Annotated in this window: 15 protein-coding genes and 1 tRNA gene; 14 read left to right on the forward strand and 2 right to left on the reverse strand. The window is 71.5% G+C overall.

Annotated features, from left to right (window positions below; genetic code table 11):
* The first annotated feature begins 1 nt into the window (after position 1).
* From dnaG to ACGFIV_RS04000, 4 genes are all read left to right on the forward strand, one after another.
* A complete protein-coding gene (gene dnaG, locus ACGFIV_RS03985) occupies positions 2–1879 on the forward strand; it encodes a DNA primase (protein ID WP_358555717.1) in 1878 nt (625 codons plus the stop codon).
* Positions 1880–2023: 144 nt separating this feature from the next.
* On the forward strand, positions 2024–3160 hold the full coding sequence (rpoD, locus tag ACGFIV_RS03990) for an RNA polymerase sigma factor RpoD (protein WP_358555767.1): 1137 nt from the start codon (positions 2024–2026) through the stop codon (positions 3158–3160).
* Positions 3161–3478: 318 nt separating this feature from the next.
* Complete coding sequence (locus ACGFIV_RS03995) at positions 3479–4741, forward strand: hypothetical protein (RefSeq protein ID WP_392831731.1); 1263 nt, start codon at positions 3479–3481, stop codon at positions 4739–4741.
* 9 nt (positions 4742–4750) lie between these two features.
* Complete coding sequence (locus tag ACGFIV_RS04000; protein ID WP_358555723.1) at positions 4751–5230, forward strand: hypothetical protein; 480 nt, start codon at positions 4751–4753, stop codon at positions 5228–5230.
* Between the two features lie 155 nt (positions 5231–5385).
* On the opposite strand, the gene ACGFIV_RS04005 is transcribed toward ACGFIV_RS04000, so the two are convergent.
* Positions 5386–5694 (reverse strand): YtxH domain-containing protein, encoded by a 309-nt coding sequence (locus tag ACGFIV_RS04005; protein WP_358555725.1) that lies wholly within the window; start codon positions 5692–5694, stop codon positions 5386–5388.
* A gap of 227 nt (positions 5695–5921) precedes the next feature.
* On the opposite strand from ACGFIV_RS04005, the gene ACGFIV_RS04010 reads away from it, so the two are divergent.
* The 6 genes from ACGFIV_RS04010 to ACGFIV_RS04035 all read left to right on the forward strand — a co-directional run bounded on the left by ACGFIV_RS04010 (position 5922) and on the right by ACGFIV_RS04035 (position 11028).
* Positions 5922–5997: transfer RNA gene (locus tag ACGFIV_RS04010), tRNA-Asn, on the forward strand.
* A 420-nt stretch (positions 5998–6417) separates the two neighbouring features.
* Complete coding sequence (locus ACGFIV_RS04015; protein WP_392831735.1) at positions 6418–7509, forward strand: nitric oxide synthase oxygenase; 1092 nt, start codon at positions 6418–6420, stop codon at positions 7507–7509.
* Positions 7510–7576: 67 nt separating this feature from the next.
* Positions 7577–8353: an enoyl-CoA hydratase-related protein gene (locus ACGFIV_RS04020; protein ID WP_358555731.1), complete on the forward strand. Its 777-nt coding sequence runs from the start codon at positions 7577–7579 to the stop codon at positions 8351–8353.
* A 303-nt stretch (positions 8354–8656) separates the two neighbouring features.
* Positions 8657–8860 (forward strand): cold-shock protein, encoded by a 204-nt coding sequence (locus ACGFIV_RS04025; protein ID WP_248964071.1) that lies wholly within the window; start codon positions 8657–8659, stop codon positions 8858–8860.
* Positions 8861–8981: 121 nt separating this feature from the next.
* On the forward strand, positions 8982–9338 hold the full coding sequence (locus ACGFIV_RS04030; protein ID WP_358555734.1) for an STAS domain-containing protein: 357 nt from the start codon (positions 8982–8984) through the stop codon (positions 9336–9338).
* Positions 9339–9486: 148 nt separating this feature from the next.
* Positions 9487–11028 carry an FAD/NAD(P)-binding protein gene (locus ACGFIV_RS04035; RefSeq protein ID WP_358555737.1) on the forward strand — a complete coding sequence of 514 codons (1542 nt, stop codon included), beginning with the start codon at positions 9487–9489 and terminating at the stop codon, positions 11026–11028.
* Positions 11029–11115: 87 nt separating this feature from the next.
* On the opposite strand, the gene galK is transcribed toward ACGFIV_RS04035, so the two are convergent.
* Positions 11116–12255, reverse strand: coding sequence for a galactokinase (gene galK / locus ACGFIV_RS04040; protein ID WP_358555740.1), 1140 nt, complete (start codon positions 12253–12255; stop codon positions 11116–11118).
* 78 nt (positions 12256–12333) lie between these two features.
* On the opposite strand from galK, the gene ACGFIV_RS04045 reads away from it, so the two are divergent.
* The 4 genes from ACGFIV_RS04045 (at position 12334) to mshB (ending at position 16562) form a co-directional block, all read left to right on the forward strand.
* On the forward strand, positions 12334–13302 hold the full coding sequence (locus tag ACGFIV_RS04045; protein WP_392831741.1) for a 1-aminocyclopropane-1-carboxylate deaminase/D-cysteine desulfhydrase: 969 nt from the start codon (positions 12334–12336) through the stop codon (positions 13300–13302).
* 28 nt (positions 13303–13330) lie between these two features.
* Positions 13331–14158 carry a patatin-like phospholipase family protein gene (locus ACGFIV_RS04050; RefSeq protein WP_358555746.1) on the forward strand — a complete coding sequence of 276 codons (828 nt, stop codon included), beginning with the start codon at positions 13331–13333 and terminating at the stop codon, positions 14156–14158.
* A gap of 343 nt (positions 14159–14501) precedes the next feature.
* Entirely contained in the window at positions 14502–15530 is a 1029-nt protein-coding gene (locus ACGFIV_RS04055; protein ID WP_358555749.1) for a LacI family DNA-binding transcriptional regulator, read from the forward strand.
* A gap of 180 nt (positions 15531–15710) precedes the next feature.
* Complete coding sequence (gene mshB / locus ACGFIV_RS04060; protein ID WP_358555752.1) at positions 15711–16562, forward strand: N-acetyl-1-D-myo-inositol-2-amino-2-deoxy-alpha-D-glucopyranoside deacetylase; 852 nt, start codon at positions 15711–15713, stop codon at positions 16560–16562.
* Positions 16563–16639 lie beyond the last annotated feature (77 nt).

Consider the following 16639-nt stretch of genomic DNA (forward strand, 5'->3'; position numbering starts at 1 on the left):
CGTGGCAGGGCGGATCAGTGACGAGGACATCGCGCTCGTGCGGGAGCGCTCATCGATCGCCGAGGTCGTAGGCGAGCATATCCAGCTTCGCAACGCGGGCGGCGGCAATCTCAAGGGCCTGTGCCCCTTCCACGATGAGAAGTCCCCTTCCTTCAACGTCACGCCCTCCCGAGGCTACTGGTACTGCTTCGGATGCGCCGAGGGCGGCGACGTCATCACGTTCGTCCGCAAGCTTGAGCACCTGACCTTCACCGACGCCATCGAGCGGCTGGCGCAGCGCGCGGGCATCCAGCTCCGCTACGAGCAGGGCGGTTACGTTCCGGGGCGCGAGCACGGCGAGCGCAGCCGCCTGATCGAGGCACACAAGGCCGCCGCCGAGTTCTACGCCTCCCTGCTCTCGGAGGCCGAGGCGGCGCCCGGCCGCAGGTTCCTGTCCGAGCGGGGCTTCGAGCGGGTCGACGCCGAGCACTTCGGGGTGGGCTACGCCCCGGCCGAGTGGGACCGGCTCGCCCGCCACCTGCTGGGCCGGGGGTTCAGCGCCGCCGAGCTGATCAAGGGCGGCCTGGCCAGAGAGGGTCGCCGGGGCCCCGTCGACCGATTCCGCGGCCGGCTGGTCTGGCCCATCCGCGACATCACCAACGAGGTGATCGGGTTCGGCGCGCGCAAGCTGCTCGACAGCGACGACGGCCCCAAATACCTCAACACCCCCGAAAGCCCCATCTACAAGAAGAGCACCGTCCTCTACGGCATCGACCTGGCCAAGCGCGAGATCTCCAAGCGCTCCCAGGCGGTCGTCGTCGAGGGCTACACCGACGTGATGGCCTGTCACCTCGCCGGCGTGCCCACCGCGGTCGCCACCTGCGGCACCTCCTTCGGCGAGGAGCACATCAAGGTCCTGCGGCGGCTCCTGCTCGACCAGGCCGAGTTCCGCGGCGAGGTCGTCTTCACCTTCGACGGCGACTCGGCCGGGCAGAAGGCCGCGCTCCGGGCGTTCGCCGACGAGCAGAAGTTCGTCACCCAGACCTTCGTGGCCGTCCAGCCCGACGGGCTCGACCCCTGTGACCTGCGGGTCAAGCAGGGCGACGGCGCCGTGCGCGACCTGATCGCGAGCCGCGAGCCGCTCTTCGCCTTCGCCATCCGCAGCGTCATCTCGCGCTACGAGCTCACCTCCAACGAGGGCCGCCTCGCCGCGCTCGACGCCGCCGCGCCGCTGGTGGCCGGCATCAAGGACCCGGCCCTGCGTGGCAGGTACGCCGTCGACCTCGACCGCTGGCTCGGGTTCATGGACGAGCGCATGGTGCTGCGGCGCATCCAGGAGGTCGGCGCGCGCTCCGCCCCCGGCGGCCGTCCCGGCGCCCCTGAGCGGCCCGCCAGGCGCGCGGCGGCGCCCCGCCCGGTCGATCAGGCCGACCCCGTGGTGCGCATCGAGTCCGAGGCGCTCAAGCTCGCGGTGCAGCGTCCCGCGCTCATGGGCCCCGAGTTCGACGCCCTCGGGGCGCAGGCGTTCACCGCGCCCGAGCACGTCGCGCTGTACGAGCTGGTCATGTCCGCCGGCGGCACGGTGGCGGGCGGCCCGGGCGGGCGCGAGTGGGTCGACCTGCTGCTCCAGCACACCGAGGACGACGCCCTGCGCGCGCTGGCGACCAGGTTCGCGGTCGAGCCCGTGCGCTCCGACCTGGCGAGCGAGGAGCGCTACGGCGCGGCCGTGCTGGCCCGCCTGGCCGAGATCGCGGTGACGCGGGCGCTCTTCCAGATCAAGGCCAAGATGGAGCGGCTCAACCCCGTTGAGCAGCAGCAGGACTACAACCGGCTCTTCGGGGAACTGGTGGCGCTCGAACAACAACGGCGGGTGTTAAGAGAACGCGCCGTCGGAGCGTAATTAGCTTTACTATCCGCTTCTCACGTCGGCCAAACTTTTGTTTGATATCGATTCGGTAATGGCTCTCGCCTTACCTTCTGTGCCAAAAATAGGCCTGCCCTTTTCTGGTCCCTATACCGCAGACTATGTCCCGTGGGTGCATCGGTGCTGCCAAGTGGACCGCCATCGGTAGATCAGGTGGCGGATCTAGTCGCGAGAGGAAGGGAGCGCGGAAGCGTCACCGTCGACGACGTGGCCGCCGCGCTTGACCGCTCCGAGTTGCCGGCCGACGCGCTGGAACGCGTCGTGCGGATGCTCGCCGAAAAGGGTGTGGAGGTGCTCGAACCTCAGGCCGAGGAAGACACCGTCCGCCCCGATGAGGAGGACGTCGGCAAGCGGGCGCCGACCAGCGACCTCGTCCGCATATACCTGCGGGAGATCGGCCGCGTTCCGCTGCTGACCGCCGAGGAGGAGGTGGAGCTGGCCAAGGCGATCGAGGCGGGCCTGTTCGCCGAGGACAAATTATGCGATCTCGGCCTGAGGCTGGCCAAGCCGGAGTTCGAGGAGCTCGTCTGGGAGGGCGTCCGGGCGAAGCAGCGGCTCATCGAAGCCAATCTGCGGCTCGTGGTGTCGATCGCGAAACGCTATGTCGGGCGCGGAATGCTCTTCCTCGATCTGATCCAGGAGGGCAACCTGGGTCTCATCCGGGCGGTCGAGAAATTCGACTACACCAAGGGATATAAGTTCTCCACGTACGCCACGTGGTGGATTCGCCAGGCGATCACCCGGGCGATCGCGGACCAGGCGCGGACGATTCGAATTCCCGTGCACATGGTCGAGACGATCAACAAGCTGGTGCGGGTGCAGCGGCAGCTCCACCAGGATCTCGGCCGGGAGCCGGCTCCCGAGGAGATCGCCCTGGAGATGGACCTGCCCGTCGACCGCGTGGTCGAGATCCAGCGCATCGCCCAGGAGCCGGTGTCGCTCCAGTCGCCCATCGGCGAGGAGGACTCCGACCTCGGTGACTTCATCGAGGACGCCGACGCGGTGGTGCCGATCGAGGCCGCGGCCTTCATCATGCTGCAGGACCAGCTGGACGACATCCTCGCCACCCTGTCCGACAGGGAGCAGCGGATCATCCAGTTGCGCTTCGGGCTGTCCGACGGCCATCCGAGGACCCTGGAGGAGGTCGGCCGGGAGTTCGGCGTCACGCGCGAGCGCATCCGGCAGATCGAGTCCAAGACGCTGGCCAAGCTGCGCCACCCGACGCGCGCGCAGATGCTCCGCGACTACCTCGACTGAGTCGTCCCGTCCGGTCCATGACCCGCCGGGCGTGCGGGCCGTGGGCCGGACGCGGAAAGCCCATGCCTCGGGGCCACGCCGAGACCGGGCACGAAAGCCCCAGGCCTTGGGGGTAACGCCGAGACCCAGGTCTTGGGGTCATGGCTGAGACCCGGGCACGCGGAGCCCATCGGCCGGGCGCCGTGACTCGGACCGGTACCGGTCACGAGAGGAGGAAGGCAGGGACGGCACTCCCGTCTCCGCCGGCGGCGGACGGCGTTCCCTCCGGGGAGACGGCGCTCCCCTCCCGGGAGGCGACGGTCTCCTGCCGACGACCCGATGGACGCGCGGTCCGCGGTCGACGACACCGCGCTCGAGCAGGCCGCACTCGACGTGCTTGACGCGAACTGGACAGGGTCGGCCACCGTGCCGGCGGTGGGGCGCTATCCCCACCAGTGGAGCCTGGACTCCGCCTTCGTGGCGATCGGGCTCGCCCGCCGCCGCTGGTCCCGTGCCTGCGCCGAACTGCTGAGCCTGTTCGCCGGCCAGTGGAGCACCGGGATGGTGCCGCACATCGTCTTCGACCGGTCCACCGTTGAGGCCTACTACCCCGGGCCGTCGCTGTGGCGGTCGGCCGAGTGCCCGGCGGCGCCGCGCGGGGCGATCACCTCGGGGCTCACCCAGCCGCCGCTCCAGGCCTGCGCCGTGTGGTGGATCTGGCGGTACGCCGCCGACCGCGACGCCGCCCTGGGCTTCGTACGGAGGGCCTGGCCCAGCCTGGTCGCCCAGCACGACTACCTGGCCTCGGCCCGCGACCTCGGCGGGGACGGCCTCGCCGCGATCGTCCACCCCTGGGAGTCGGGGCTGGACGACAGCCCCGCCTGGGACGTTCCGCTGGCCGCGCTTCCCGTGGTGCGGTACGCCCACGCGCTGGAGTCCGACAGCCACCACGACCGCTACGTGCGGCTGGCCACGCGCTACCGCGACTCCGGGTACGACGCGGGCTACCTGCGCGACGAGCACCCCTTCGCCGTCGAGGACCCGCTGTTCAACGGCATCTGGCTGGCCTCCTGTGTGGCGCTGGCCGGGCTCGCGGAGGCCATCGGGGCCGACCGCGCGCCCTTTCGCGAGGCCGCCGACCGGATCCGCGGGGCCTTGCTCGACCGCCTGTGGGACGGCGCCTTCTACGCGCGCGACCTGCGTGCCGGGCGACTGATCCCCGTCCGCACGGTGGGCTGCTTCGGGCCGCTGCTGGACCCGGGGATGCCCGCCTCGGTCGTCGGGGTCCTCACCGAGGTGCTGGAGTCCCGCTTCATCGGGCCCTGCGGCTATCCCGTGCCGAGCTGCGAGGTACGGGCGCTGGAGTTCGACCGGTCGACATACTGGCGCGGGCCGTCCTGGGTGAACACCAACTGGCTGCTCTGGCGGGCGGCGGTCGCGCACGGTCTCGCGGACCTCGCGGCGTCGCTGGCGGCGAGCACCCTCCGGCTCGTACGGCAGGCGGGGTTCCGCGAGTGCTTCGACCCCTTCGACGGCATGGGCCAGGGCTGCCGTGACTTCTCCTGGTCGGCCGCACTCACCCTCGACCTGCTCGCCGGGTAGCTTTCACCCATGCGACTTCCCTGGGGTTCCCGGAGCCTTCCCGCCGAGGCGGGCGTCACGCTGGAGGCGGGCGAACGGGTGCTCGTCCACGCCCGCACGCCGGACGGCTCGTACGTCGTGGCCACCGACCGGGCGCTGCGCCTGCCGGGCGAGAGCCCTCTGCCCTGGTATCGGATCGACCGGGCGCTGTGGGACGAGGAGGGGCTGCGCGTCGTGGCCACCGACGGCACCGAGCGGCGGATGACGCTGCCCGACCCAGGACGCCTGCCCGAGGCCGTGCGGGAGCGGGTCACCTCGTCGATCCTGGCGAACCGGCACGTGCGCCTGGGGGACCGCGGGGGAGTGCGTCTGGTCGCGCGCCGGGTGCCCGGGCAGGACGCGGCCGAGTGGGAGCTCATCTTCGACCAGGGCCTCGACTCCACCGATCCGGGCCTGAGGGCCGCCGCCGAGCAGGCCCTTGAGGAGCTCAGGCGCAACCTCGGCATCTGAAAGCCCTCACCGCGCTCTCGGGACCGTCGGAGAGCCCTTACCGGGCTCGGACCGTACGAGAGCCCTCACCGGGCTCGGACCGTCTGAGAGCCCTCACCGCGCGGCGAGGCGGCCCACGGGGAAGTCCCCGTGGGCCGCCTTCGCGTGGCGCCGGGTCAGGTCACCCGGTCCATCTCGGTGTCCGGCCAGCCGGTGCCGGTGCCGGTGTCGTCCCTGGCGACGGCCCAGCCGTTCTTGTGCAGAAAGGGCACCCTGTCGCCCAGCACGTCGCCGAGCTTGTGCCTGGTCACCTCGGCGGCCTTGGAGGCCTGCGCTCCGGCCACGCCCGCGGCCTGCTGGACCATGGGATTGTCGGCGACCCGCTGTGCCACTCGCTTGATCTGCTCGTACCGCTCCCGGCCTGCCCGGCTGCCCAAGACGTAGCCGACGGCCAGGCCCACGGCGAACGTGAATCGATATCGCATCTTCTACCTCCGCGTGCCGCTGGCATCCCCGCTCTCCGCCTCCCCTACCCCGGCTGAGAAGGGTTATGGTCCCAAGGCGCCGCGCGTTCTGCCGGAAGGCCGCCCTTTCGCGGGTTCGGCGAGACGCTTGGATGATCTGGGTGCGACACGCACCCCCCGGAATGCGCTAATCTAGTTCCGCGCCGCAAGGAAGGGCCGAAAGCCTCTCCGAGCGACGCGCCAGACGATCCCGTGTAGCTCAATCGGCAGAGCAGCCGGCTGTTAACCGGCAGGTTATAGGTTCGAGTCCTATCGCGGGAGCCACACGCCGGAGGCCCCAGGAGTTCATCCTGGGGCCTCCGGCGTTTCAGGACTTCCGAAGATCCCTCTGAGATATGGGGGACAAATCGCCGAAGATGGCCCAAGATGTGGGTCTGCCGTGCTTCGTGTCACTGCGTCACACGCCTGCTCCTGATGTGATGGCGTTCGCGTGGGGGCTCGACGGCCCGGCTGCCGCGGATCATGCAACCGCAGCGGGGAAGGCCGCTGCGCGCAGGGCGCCGCACCGCCCGGAAACGGTGCCGACGCTCGTGAGCACGGTGTGGCGGTCTGTACATGCTGGCGTGGTTCAGAGCTCGACGTCGGATCTCGTGTCCCTCCCCCTCCCCGGGGCCGGGCGCGGCACAGAGGGAGGCGCCCTCGGGAGGTCCCTCCCCGCACAGGGGAGGCGCCGGCACCGGCCCCGTGGACCCCGTGGACGCCGAGAGCTTCCTGCGGACGTACCACGCCGAGACCCCCTCGGCGGGGCCCGTCGAGCCACGGTTGCGCCAGGTGCTGGCACAGATCGGCCAGTACGGGACCTACACCCACACGGCCGAGGAGCTGGCCTTCGGCGCCCGGGTCGCCTGGCGCAACAGCGGCCGGTGCATCGGCCGCCTGTACTGGCGGTCGCTCCGGGTGCGGGACCACCGCTCCGTCGACACCGCGGAAGGGGTCGCGGTGGAGTGCGTCAACCACCTGCGCGAGGCGACCGCGTCCGGGCGGATCCGTCCGACGATCACGGTCTTCGCGCAGGATCGGCCCGGCCGGCCGGGGCCGAGGGTCTGGAACGAGCAGCTCATCCGCTACGCCGGGCACCTCGGGCCGGAGGGGGCCGTCGTGGCGGGGGACGCGCGCAACGCCGCTTTCACCGCCACGGCCCGCCGCCTGGGCTGGACGGGCGGCTCCGGCTCGGAGTTCGACGTCCTGCCGCTGGTCGTGGAGGCGGGGGGCAAGCCACCCCTGCTCGCCACCGTTCCCGGGGACGCGATCCTTGAGGTGCCGCTCGAACACCCCGCGCACCCCTGGTTCGCCGATCTCGGGCTGCGCTGGCACGCGGTGCCCGCGATCTCCAACATGTGCCTGGAGATCGGCGGCGTCTGCTACCCCTGCGCGCCGTTCAACGGCTGGTACATGGGGACCGAGATCGGCGCGCGGAACCTGGCGGACGAGGACCGCTACAACCTGCTCCCCGTGGTCGCCGACCGGCTCGGGCTCGACACCTCCAGCGACCGCACCCTGTGGAAGGACCAGGCCCTGGTCGAGCTGAACGTCGCCGTGCTGCACTCGTTCGGGCGGGCGGGCGTGACGATCACCGACCACCACACCGAGGCCCGGCGGTTCATCTCGCATCTGGAGCGTGAGGAGCGTTCCGGGCGGATCTGTCCCGCCGACTGGTCGTGGATCGTCCCGCCGCTCTCCGGGTCGCTCACCCCGGTCTTCCACCGCTACTACGACGACGTACAGCTGTCGCCCGCCTTCGTCCACCACCCGCGCACGAGCGAGTACGAGGGGTGACCCGGCTCCTTCCTCCCGGGAAATTGGTGTAGAACGTTATTCGGTAGTGGTCTCTCCGGGAGGTTCGATGTCCGATCTCGTGCTGTCGTCGCTGGACGAGGGCGTGCTCACGCTGACGTTCAACCGGCCGGACCGGCTGAACGCCTGGATCGACGCGATGGGGCGGCGCTATTTCGACCTGCTGGAGGAGGCCGAGCGCGACCCGGACGTGCGCGCGATCGTGGTCACCGGCGCGGGCAAGGGCTTCTGCGCGGGCGCGGACTTCCAGACGCTCACCGCCCTTCAGGACGGCTCGTACGACGAGGAGCCCGACAAGCGCCCGAACACCCATCCCACGACGATCCGCAAGCCGATCGTCGCGGCCGTCAACGGCGCCTGCGCGGGGCTCGGCATGGTCCACGCGCTGGTGTGCGACGTGGTCCTCACCGCGGCCGACGCCAAGTGGACCACGGCGTTCGCCCGTCGCGGCCTGATCGCCGAGTACGGCCTCGCGTGGATCCTGCCCAAGCTCATCGGGCAGGCGAAATCCATGGACCTCCTGCTCTCGGGCCGTACGTTCACCGGTGCGGAGGCGGGCGAGCTCGGGCTGGTCAACCGCGTGGTGCCAGGGGAGCGGCTGCTCGAAGAGGCGGTCGCCTACGCGCGCGAGCTGGCGGCGCACAGCTCGCCGGCCTCGATGGCCGTGATCAAGCGGCAGGTCTGGGGCGCCTGGCAGGAGTCCCTCGACGACTCCGCCACCGAGGCCGTCCGGCTGATGATCGAGGCGTTCGGGCGGCCCGATTTCGCGGAGGGCGTGGCCAGTTTCCTGGAGCGCCGTCCCCCCGCTTTTCCGCCGCTCGGCTAGCCGGTTTCCGCCTTCCTGCGTGGTATCCGCCCCTGTCTCCCAGGGTCCGGCCGGCCCTCCACCTAGGGAGGCCGGGCGTTTGCCGGCCTGGGGCCCCCGGCGTTGGCGATGGGGCTCCACATGGTGTTGAATGGCAGTGGTTGTAGTGGAGGTTCGTTAACGTGTAGCAGCGCCTGCGGAGTTCTTACAGCGGGCGTTCCACCGTGCGAAGCCAATGTGCTTTCAAGGGGCGGTCGGTCGCTAAACAACCCGGGGCTCCACGCCCGTGGACCTCGTAGATCGTCTCATGAGGAGATCAGTTTTATGGCTCAGGGAACCGTCAAGTGGTTCAACGCCGAAAAGGGCTTCGGTTTCATCGCTCCCGATGACGGCAGTGCGGACGTCTTCGTCCACTACTCCGCCATCGACTCGAGTGGCTACCGCAGCCTGGAGGAGAACCAGCGCGTCGACTACCAGACGACGCGTGGCCCGAAGGGCCCCCAGGCGGAGCAGGTTCGCCCGCTCTAGTCAGTATTCGAGCCGAGAGGCTCCTGTGAAGGCGGCTCTGCCGCCTTCACCCCAAGGACGCAAGTCGGGGCGGTTTGCACCACCGCGAGCCGCCCTCGCGTCCATTGATTGGAGGTCCTTGATGGACCTGTCCGTCACCGTTCGCGCCGACACGGCCTTGTGCCGCGTCAGTGGGGACGTCGACATCTCGTGCTCTCCAGCGCTGCGTGAGCGGCTCCTCGCCGCGCTCCAGCCGTCTCGGGCCCGCCTCGTCCTGGACCTTTCCGAAGTGACCTTCATGGACGCCAGCGGGCTCGGAGCGCTCATGGCCGCCCGGCGCCGTTCGCTGCTTCTCGGTGGCGGAGTTCGTCTCGTGGCCCCCTCATCTCCCGTACGCCGTGTGCTCGAAGCGAGCGGGCTGCGGTCCCGGTTTCCTGTGGAAGTAGACACATTCGCCGCGAAGGCGGATCCGGGAGTCGCGCAGTTCGCCTCCCAGTGACGGGCGTGCGTACGATGGTAAAACCTTGATCGAAACGGTGCCTTCTCCGGAGCTTCTCCGGACAGGAGGTGCCGTTTCGTCTTACCATGTCTTGACAGATATTCATGTATTTCCTACCTTCTGAATAGGTAAATCAGGGGAGGCGAGCGTGACCGGATCCGTCTGCGTCATCGGTGCCGGGCCAGGCGCGACCTGCCTGGTCGAGCGCATCTGCGCCAACGCCTCCGAGATGATCGGCTGGCGTCCGCTCGACATCCATGTCGTGGACGCGTCCTCGGCCGGTCGCGGAGCGGGCGGCCCGGAGTCGCGACCGCCAGGGGTGCGCGTCCACGTCCACAGTGCGAGGGCGGTGGACCTGGCCGGCCGCAGGGTGCTGCTGGACGACGGCACCAGCGTCGACGCCGACGCCGTGGTCCTCGCCCAGCACCACGTGGACGTCGTCGCGACGCCGGAGGAGCTGGAGCGGCTCGGCTTCGCCCGCCGGAACAGCCTGTACTACCGGCCCACCGGCTACGCGGGCAACCTGCCGCTCGACCACGTGCCCGGCGGGCAGCCCGTGCTGGTGCGTGGCCTCGGCACGGTCTTCGCCGACGTGCTGGCCCAGCTGACCACCGGCCGCGGGGGCCGCTTCAGGCGCGACCGGGACGGCGAGCTGACCTACGTCCCCGGCGGCAGGGAGCCGCTGATCCACGCCGGGTCCCGGCGCGGCGTGCCCTCCCGCGCCAGGATCGACTACGACCTGCGAGGCGACCACCCGCCGGCTCCGAGGTTCGTCACGGCGCTGGCGGCCGACCGGCCGTACGACTTCCGGCGGGAGGTGTGGCCGCTGGTCGCCAAGGATCTGGCCTTCGCGTACTACCACGAGATCCTGACCGCCCACCCGGAGCGGGCCCGCATGCGCTGGGCCGACTTCGCGGAGGCCTACGCCCCCGAGGAGTGGGAGGGCAAGGCGATGCGGGCGCTGATCCGCAGGGCCGTGCCCCGCTTCGAGGACCGGCTCAACCTCGCCCGGTTCGACCGCCCGCTCGCCGGCATGCGCTTCGGCGACCTGCCCGGCCTGCAGAGGTGGATGCACGGCTACCTCGCCGCCGACCTGTCCCGCAGGGCCGACCCCGCGCACAGCGCCGACCTCGCCATGATCTACGGGCTGCGGGGCGTGCTCGACGTGCTCGCCGGGCGGGTGCCGCAGGATCCGTGGTTCCAGGGGTTCGCGGACCACGCCGGCGGGGGGCTGCCCGCCGCGCGCCTCGCCGAGCTGAGGGCCCTCGGCAGGGCGGGGATCGTCACCTTCCTGGGCACGGACACCCGGGTCGAGCCCCACGAGACCGGCACCTGGCGGGCGACCGGGACCACCGTGCCGGGACCCCTGACCGCCCTGGGCCTCATCGAGGCGAGGCGGCCGGAACCCAGCGTCAGCCGTACCCGTGACCCGCTGGTCAAGCGGCTGTACGCGCGGGGTGAGTGCTCCGAGGAGGCGGGGCTGCTGAAGGTGCGCCTGCCCGACCGGCGCATCGTCGACCACGCGGGGGCGGCGCACCCCCGGCGGTTCGCCTTCGGCCCCTGGACCACCGGAGGCGGGGGAACGACCCTGCCCCGGGGGCTCGACGCGGCCCTGATCCGCCACGCCGACGCCCTGGCCCGCACCCTCCTCGCCGAAACCCTCACCCCGACGGTCGCCAAAGTGGCCTGAGCCCTGAGCCCTGCGGCTTGAGCCCTGAGCCCTGAGGCTTGAGGCCTGATCGAGGCCTGGGACGCCAGACCGAGGTGGGCCAGAGCTCTAGCCGAGGCGGCGGGCTCCGGCGGCGGGGACGGCGGGGAGGAAGCGCGGGGGCGCCCAGCCCCGCTGCCCGTACGCCCTGGTGATCTCCTCGCGCACGCTTTCGAGCCGCTCGTCGGCCACCAGGGCGATCGCCGAGCCGCCGAAGCCGCCCCCGGTCATGCGGGCGCCGCGAGCCCCGCCCCGCACCGCCGCCTCGACGGCCACGTCGAGCTCGGGGCAGGACACCTCGTACTGATCGCGGAGGGAGAGGTGGGAGGCGTTCAGCAGGGCGCCGATCTCGCGGACGGCCCCCGCGCGCAGCAGCCCGATCAGCGCCTGCACTCGGTGGTTCTCGGTGACGACGTGCTGGACGCGCTTGCGCTCGTCGCCGTCGAGCACGGACAGGGCTCCGGCGAGGTCGGTGACGTCGCGCAGGGCGTCGACCCCGAGACGCTTGGCCGCGCTCTCGCAGTCGCGTCGGCGGCGGGCGTACTGCCCGTCGGCGAGCTCGTGGTGGGCACCGGTGTCGATGATCAGGATCTGGAGCCCGTCGGCGGCCAGGTCGAGCGGGACCGCACGGGTCGCGAGGCTCCGGCAGTCCATGAACAGGACGTGGCCCTCCTGGCTGAGCGCGGAGGCGGCCTGGTCCATGATGCCGCAGGGCATGCCGACGAAGTCGTTCTCGGCCTTCTGCGCGAGCAGGGCGAGGTCGAGCTTGCTCAGGCCCAGGTCGTACAGGTCGTCGAGGGCCATGGCGACGGCCACCTCAAGCGCGGCGCTGGAGGACAGCCCCGCGCCCTGCGGCACGTCACCGTCGATCACTAGGTCGGCGCCGCGCACGGGGTGACCCGCCTGCCGCAGCGCCCAGAAGACACCCACGACATAACGGGCCCAGCCCTCGGCCTGCTCGTACTCCTGGATCACCTGAGGACGGCCGGCGGGGCCGCCCTCGCCGCCGGCCTGGAGGGAGAGCAGCGTGATCGTGTCGTCGTCGCGCCGGCCCACGGCGGCCGTGACCCCCCAGGGCACCGCGAACGGCAGCACGAAACCGTCGTTGTAGTCGGTGTGCTCCCCGATCAGGTTGACCCGCCCGGGAGCGTGCCAGGCACCCTCGGGCTCGCGGCCGAACGCCGCACGGAAGGCATCGACAGCACGCATGACGGCGGCTCCTCAGGTTCGGGGTCGGGTCGTAGCCTACCGACCGCCCGCGGCCGGTTCGCGTGCCAAGCTGGCCCTGTGGACAACGGCGAGACACTCCCCCCGGGACTCGCGCTGCGGCTCCCGAGCCCGGTGGAGGAGCTGCGCGACGAGCGGCTGGGCGGGGTCCGGCTGTTCCTGAAGCGCGACGACCTGATCCATCCCGAGCTGCCGGGGAACAAGTGGCGCAAGCTGAAGCACAACCTCGCCGAGGCCGCGCGGCAGGGGAAGGGCACGCTGCTGACCTTCGGCGGCGCCTACTCCAACCACATCCGGGCCACGGCCGCGGCCGGGCACCATTTCGGGCTCGCGACCATCGGCGTGATCCGCGGCGAGGAGCACCTCCCGCTCAACCCGTCGCTCGCGTACGCCGCGGCGCGCGGGATGCGGATCGCCTACCTCGACCGCTCCACCTACCGGGCCAAGGACTCCCCGGAGGTGATCGCCCGGTTGCGCGCCGTGTGGGGTGATTTCTACCTCCTCCCGGAGGGCGGCAGCAACGCGTACGCGGTCCAGGGCTGCGCGGAGCTGCCCTCGGAGGTCGACGCCCAGCTCCGGGCCCTCGCTCCGGGCCCGGAGGGCGGCGGCGGGCGGGCGTACGACGTGATCTGCTGCGCGTGCGGGACGGGCGGCACCCTCGCGGGCATCGCGTCCGCCCTGCCCGCGGGGTGCCGGGCGGTGGGGTTCCCCGTCCTGAAGGGCGGCGAGTACCTGGCCGGCGAGGTGGAGCGCCTGCAACGCGAGGCCTTCGGCACGCCGTCGCCGGGCTGGAGCCTCGAATGCGGCTTCCACTTCGGCGGATACGCGAAGACGACCAAGGAGCTCGGCGCCTTCGTCGAGGACTTCGCGGCACGGCACGGCCGGACGCTCGACCGCGTCTACGTGGCCAAGATGATGTACGGGATTTTCGACCTGGTCACCAGGGAGGCGTTCCCGCCGGGCACCCGGCTCGTGGCGGTCGTGACCGGCGGCCCGGGCCCAGGCCAGGACTCTGGACGGCTAGCATGATCTTCCGGAACGAGGCAGGGGATCTGTCATGAAAAAGCGTGCTTTGGTGCTTGGCGGCGGCGGGGTGGCGGGCATCGCCTGGGAGACGGGGGTCCTCGCCGGGCTGGCCGAGGGCGGCGTCCAGTGCCGCGCGGCCGACAAGATCATCGGTACGTCCGCGGGCGCGACCGTCGCCGCGCAGGTGACCACCGACGTGCCGCTGGAGGAGCTCTACCGCCGCCAGGCCGACCCGGCCCTGCAGAACAAGGAGCTGCCGAGCGGCATCGCGGTCGAGGAGCTGGTGTCCTCGTTCGAGGCCCTCTACCAGCGCACACAGGACCTCGCCCAGGTGCGCAGGGAGGTCGGCGAGCTGGCCCTCGCGGCCAGGACCGTCCCCGAGCCCGTACGCCGGGAGGTGATCGCGAACCGGCTTCCCCGCCACGAGTGGCCCGAGGCCGACATCGCGCTCGTGGCCGTGGACACCTCCACGGGCGAGCCCCGCGTGTTCGACCGGGCCTCCGGGGTCGACCTGGTCGACGCGGTGGCGGCGAGCTGCGCCGTGCCGGGCGTGTGGCCCCCGGTCACCATCGGCGCCGGCCGCTACATGGACGGCGGGGTCCGGTCCGGGGTCAACGCCGATCTGGCCGCCGGGTACGACCGCGTCCTGGTCCTCGCCCCCCTCGAAGACCCGCAGCTCGCGCGGCAGGTGGAGTCCCTCGGCACGGGGGCGGAGGTGGAAGTGGTCATCCCTGACAAGGCGTCGCTCAGCGCCATGGGCGCCGACCCGCTGGACCCCGCCGTGCGCACCCCCTGCGCCGAGGCCGGTTACGCCCAGGGCCGTGCCGTCGCCGACCGCTTGATCACTTTCTGGGCCTGACCCGCTCTGCGAGGGTTCTGCGTGATGGCGCAAATCGATTGCCACGGGTTCGATCCGCTCGCTGACAAGCGCCGGTGGCTGGAGTTGCAAGCGCCCGTAAGGCGGTGCAAATCCACGTCACAGCCGGGCGCCTCCCGAGGTGACCGTGGCCGCCGATCATGCCTGCCCAGTTCAGGCCGTACGGACGCGGGCGCGGGCGGCGTGTGGCGGCCGGAGCGGGCCGGGGGCGCCCGAGTGCGGGCACGGGCCGTCGGCACGGTTGGACCGATCCTGATGTAGGCCGGTTTCATCCAAAGCCGCCGGAATGTAAGCGGCTTGCAGCTTTCCGACCTATGATTGCGCCGTGACACGGCGACTTGCGGAAGTGGCGAAGAAGGTCGGCGTCAGCGAGGCGACCGTCAGCCGGGTGCTCAACGGCAAGCCCGGCGTGGCGGAGTCGACTCGCGCCGCCGTGCTGACCGCTCTCGATGTGCTCGGCTACGAGCGCCCCACCCAGCTCCGGGGTGAGCGGGCCCGCCTGGTGGGCCTGGTGCTCCCCGAGCTGGGCAACCCGATATTCCCGGCGCTCGCGGAGGTGGTCGGCGGCGCGCTCGCCCAGCAGGGGTTCACGCCCGTGCTCTGCACCCGCACCGCGGGCGGGCTGTCCGAGGCCGACTACGTGGAGATGCTGCTGGAGCAGCAGGTCTCCGGGGTGGTGTTCGCGGGCGGGCACTACGCCGAGGCGGACGCGCCCCACGAGCACTACTACCGGCTGCTGGAGCTCCGGCTGCCCGTGGTGCTGGTCAACGCCGCGACCGACAGCCTCGGGTTCCCCCAGGTCTCCACGGACGACGCCGTGGCGGTCGAGCAGGCGTTCGGCCACCTGACCTCGCTCGGCCACGAGCGCATCGGGCTGGTCCTCGGGCCCGAGGACCACATCCCCTCGCGTCGCAAGCACGCGGCCTTCATCGCGTCGGCGCGCGCGGCCGGCATCGAGGTGGGCCCCGAGTCGGTCGAGCGCACGCTGTTCTCCCCCGAGGGAGGGCAGGCCGTGGCCACCAAGCTGCTGAAGAAGGGCGTCACGGGCCTGATCTGCGGGAGCGACCCGCTGGCGCTCGGGGCCATACGCGCCGTGCGCCGGCTCGGGATGTCGGTGCCCGAGGACGCCTCGGTCGTCGGGTTCGACGACTCCGCCTTCATGAACTGCACCAATCCACCTTTGACCACGGTGCGCCAGCCCATCGAGGCCATGGGCCGGACGGCCGTGACCCTGCTGGTCAGCCAGATAGAGGGTGCGACGGTCACCGCGGAGGAGTTGCTCTTCGAACCGGAGCTTGTCGTCCGCGGCTCCACCGCGCCCGCGAGGATCCGTTCCGCCGTGCTCGCGGAGTAGGGCCCCGGTTTCCGGCGCGCCGGAACACTCGGGAAGATGGATCCCCAAACAACACCGCGGAACCTGGCAGGCGGCCTCTCGGCTCGATCCCGGCTCCGAACCCCGGCGGGGACACCCCCCGGCCCGGGGTTCCGGCCGGAGCCTTCAGCTCGGGACTCCTAAAGGAAAGGCAGGTCGGCCATGTCGCCCGATCGTCGAATTCTTTTCGTCCACGCTCACCCCGACGACGAGTCGATCGGCACAGGGGCCACCATGGCCAAGTACGCGGCCGAGGGCGCGCACGTCTGCCTGGTCACGTGCACCCTGGGCGAGGAGGGCGAGGTGATCCCCGCTGAGCTGCGGCACCTCGGCGCCGACAGGGAGGACCGCCTCGGGGAGTACCGCGTGGGCGAGCTGGCGCGCGCCTGCACGGCGCTCGGCGTGCGGGACCACCGGTTCCTCGGCGGAGCGGGACGCTGGCGCGACTCCGGCATGATGGGGGCGGCCACCAACGACGACCCCGCGTGCTTCTGGCAGTCCGACCTCGACCTCGCCGCGGCGGAGCTGGTCGGCGTCGTCCGCGAGGTACGGCCCCAGGTGATCGTGACCTACGACGACAACGGGTACTACGGCCACCCCGACCACATCCAGGCGCACCGCGTGGCCTGGCGGGCGTTCGAGAAGGCAGCCGACCCGTCCTTCGGCGACGGCGAGCCGTGGTCGCCGTCGCGGTTCTACGCCACCGCGATGCCGCTGTCGGTGCTGGAGAAGGCCGTCGACACCGGGCCCTTCGAGCGGCTGAAGTCCGTGGAGGACTTCGGGTTCGGCGTCCCCGACGACCAGGTCACCACGTACGTCGACGCGACCGCTCACCTGGACGCCAAGATCGCCGCCCTGCGCGCGCACCGCACGCAGATCAGCGTGGACGGCACGTACTTCGCGCTGTCCAACGACGTCGGCCAGCCCGTGCTGCCCGTGGAGTACTTCACCAGGCTCGCGGGGGAGCCGGGCCCGACCGGCGAGGACGGCCGCGAGACCGGCCTGTTCGGCTAGCCGGCGGCTCCACCCACCCGCGGAGTACGGCTTGCGCCGCGGGCGCAAGCCGTACGGGTCGTCACCCGGAGCGGGCC

Origin of the sequence: Sphaerisporangium sp. NPDC049003 (assembly GCF_043197795.1) — a bacterium.
Lineage (GTDB): Bacteria > Actinomycetota > Actinomycetes > Streptosporangiales > Streptosporangiaceae > Sphaerisporangium.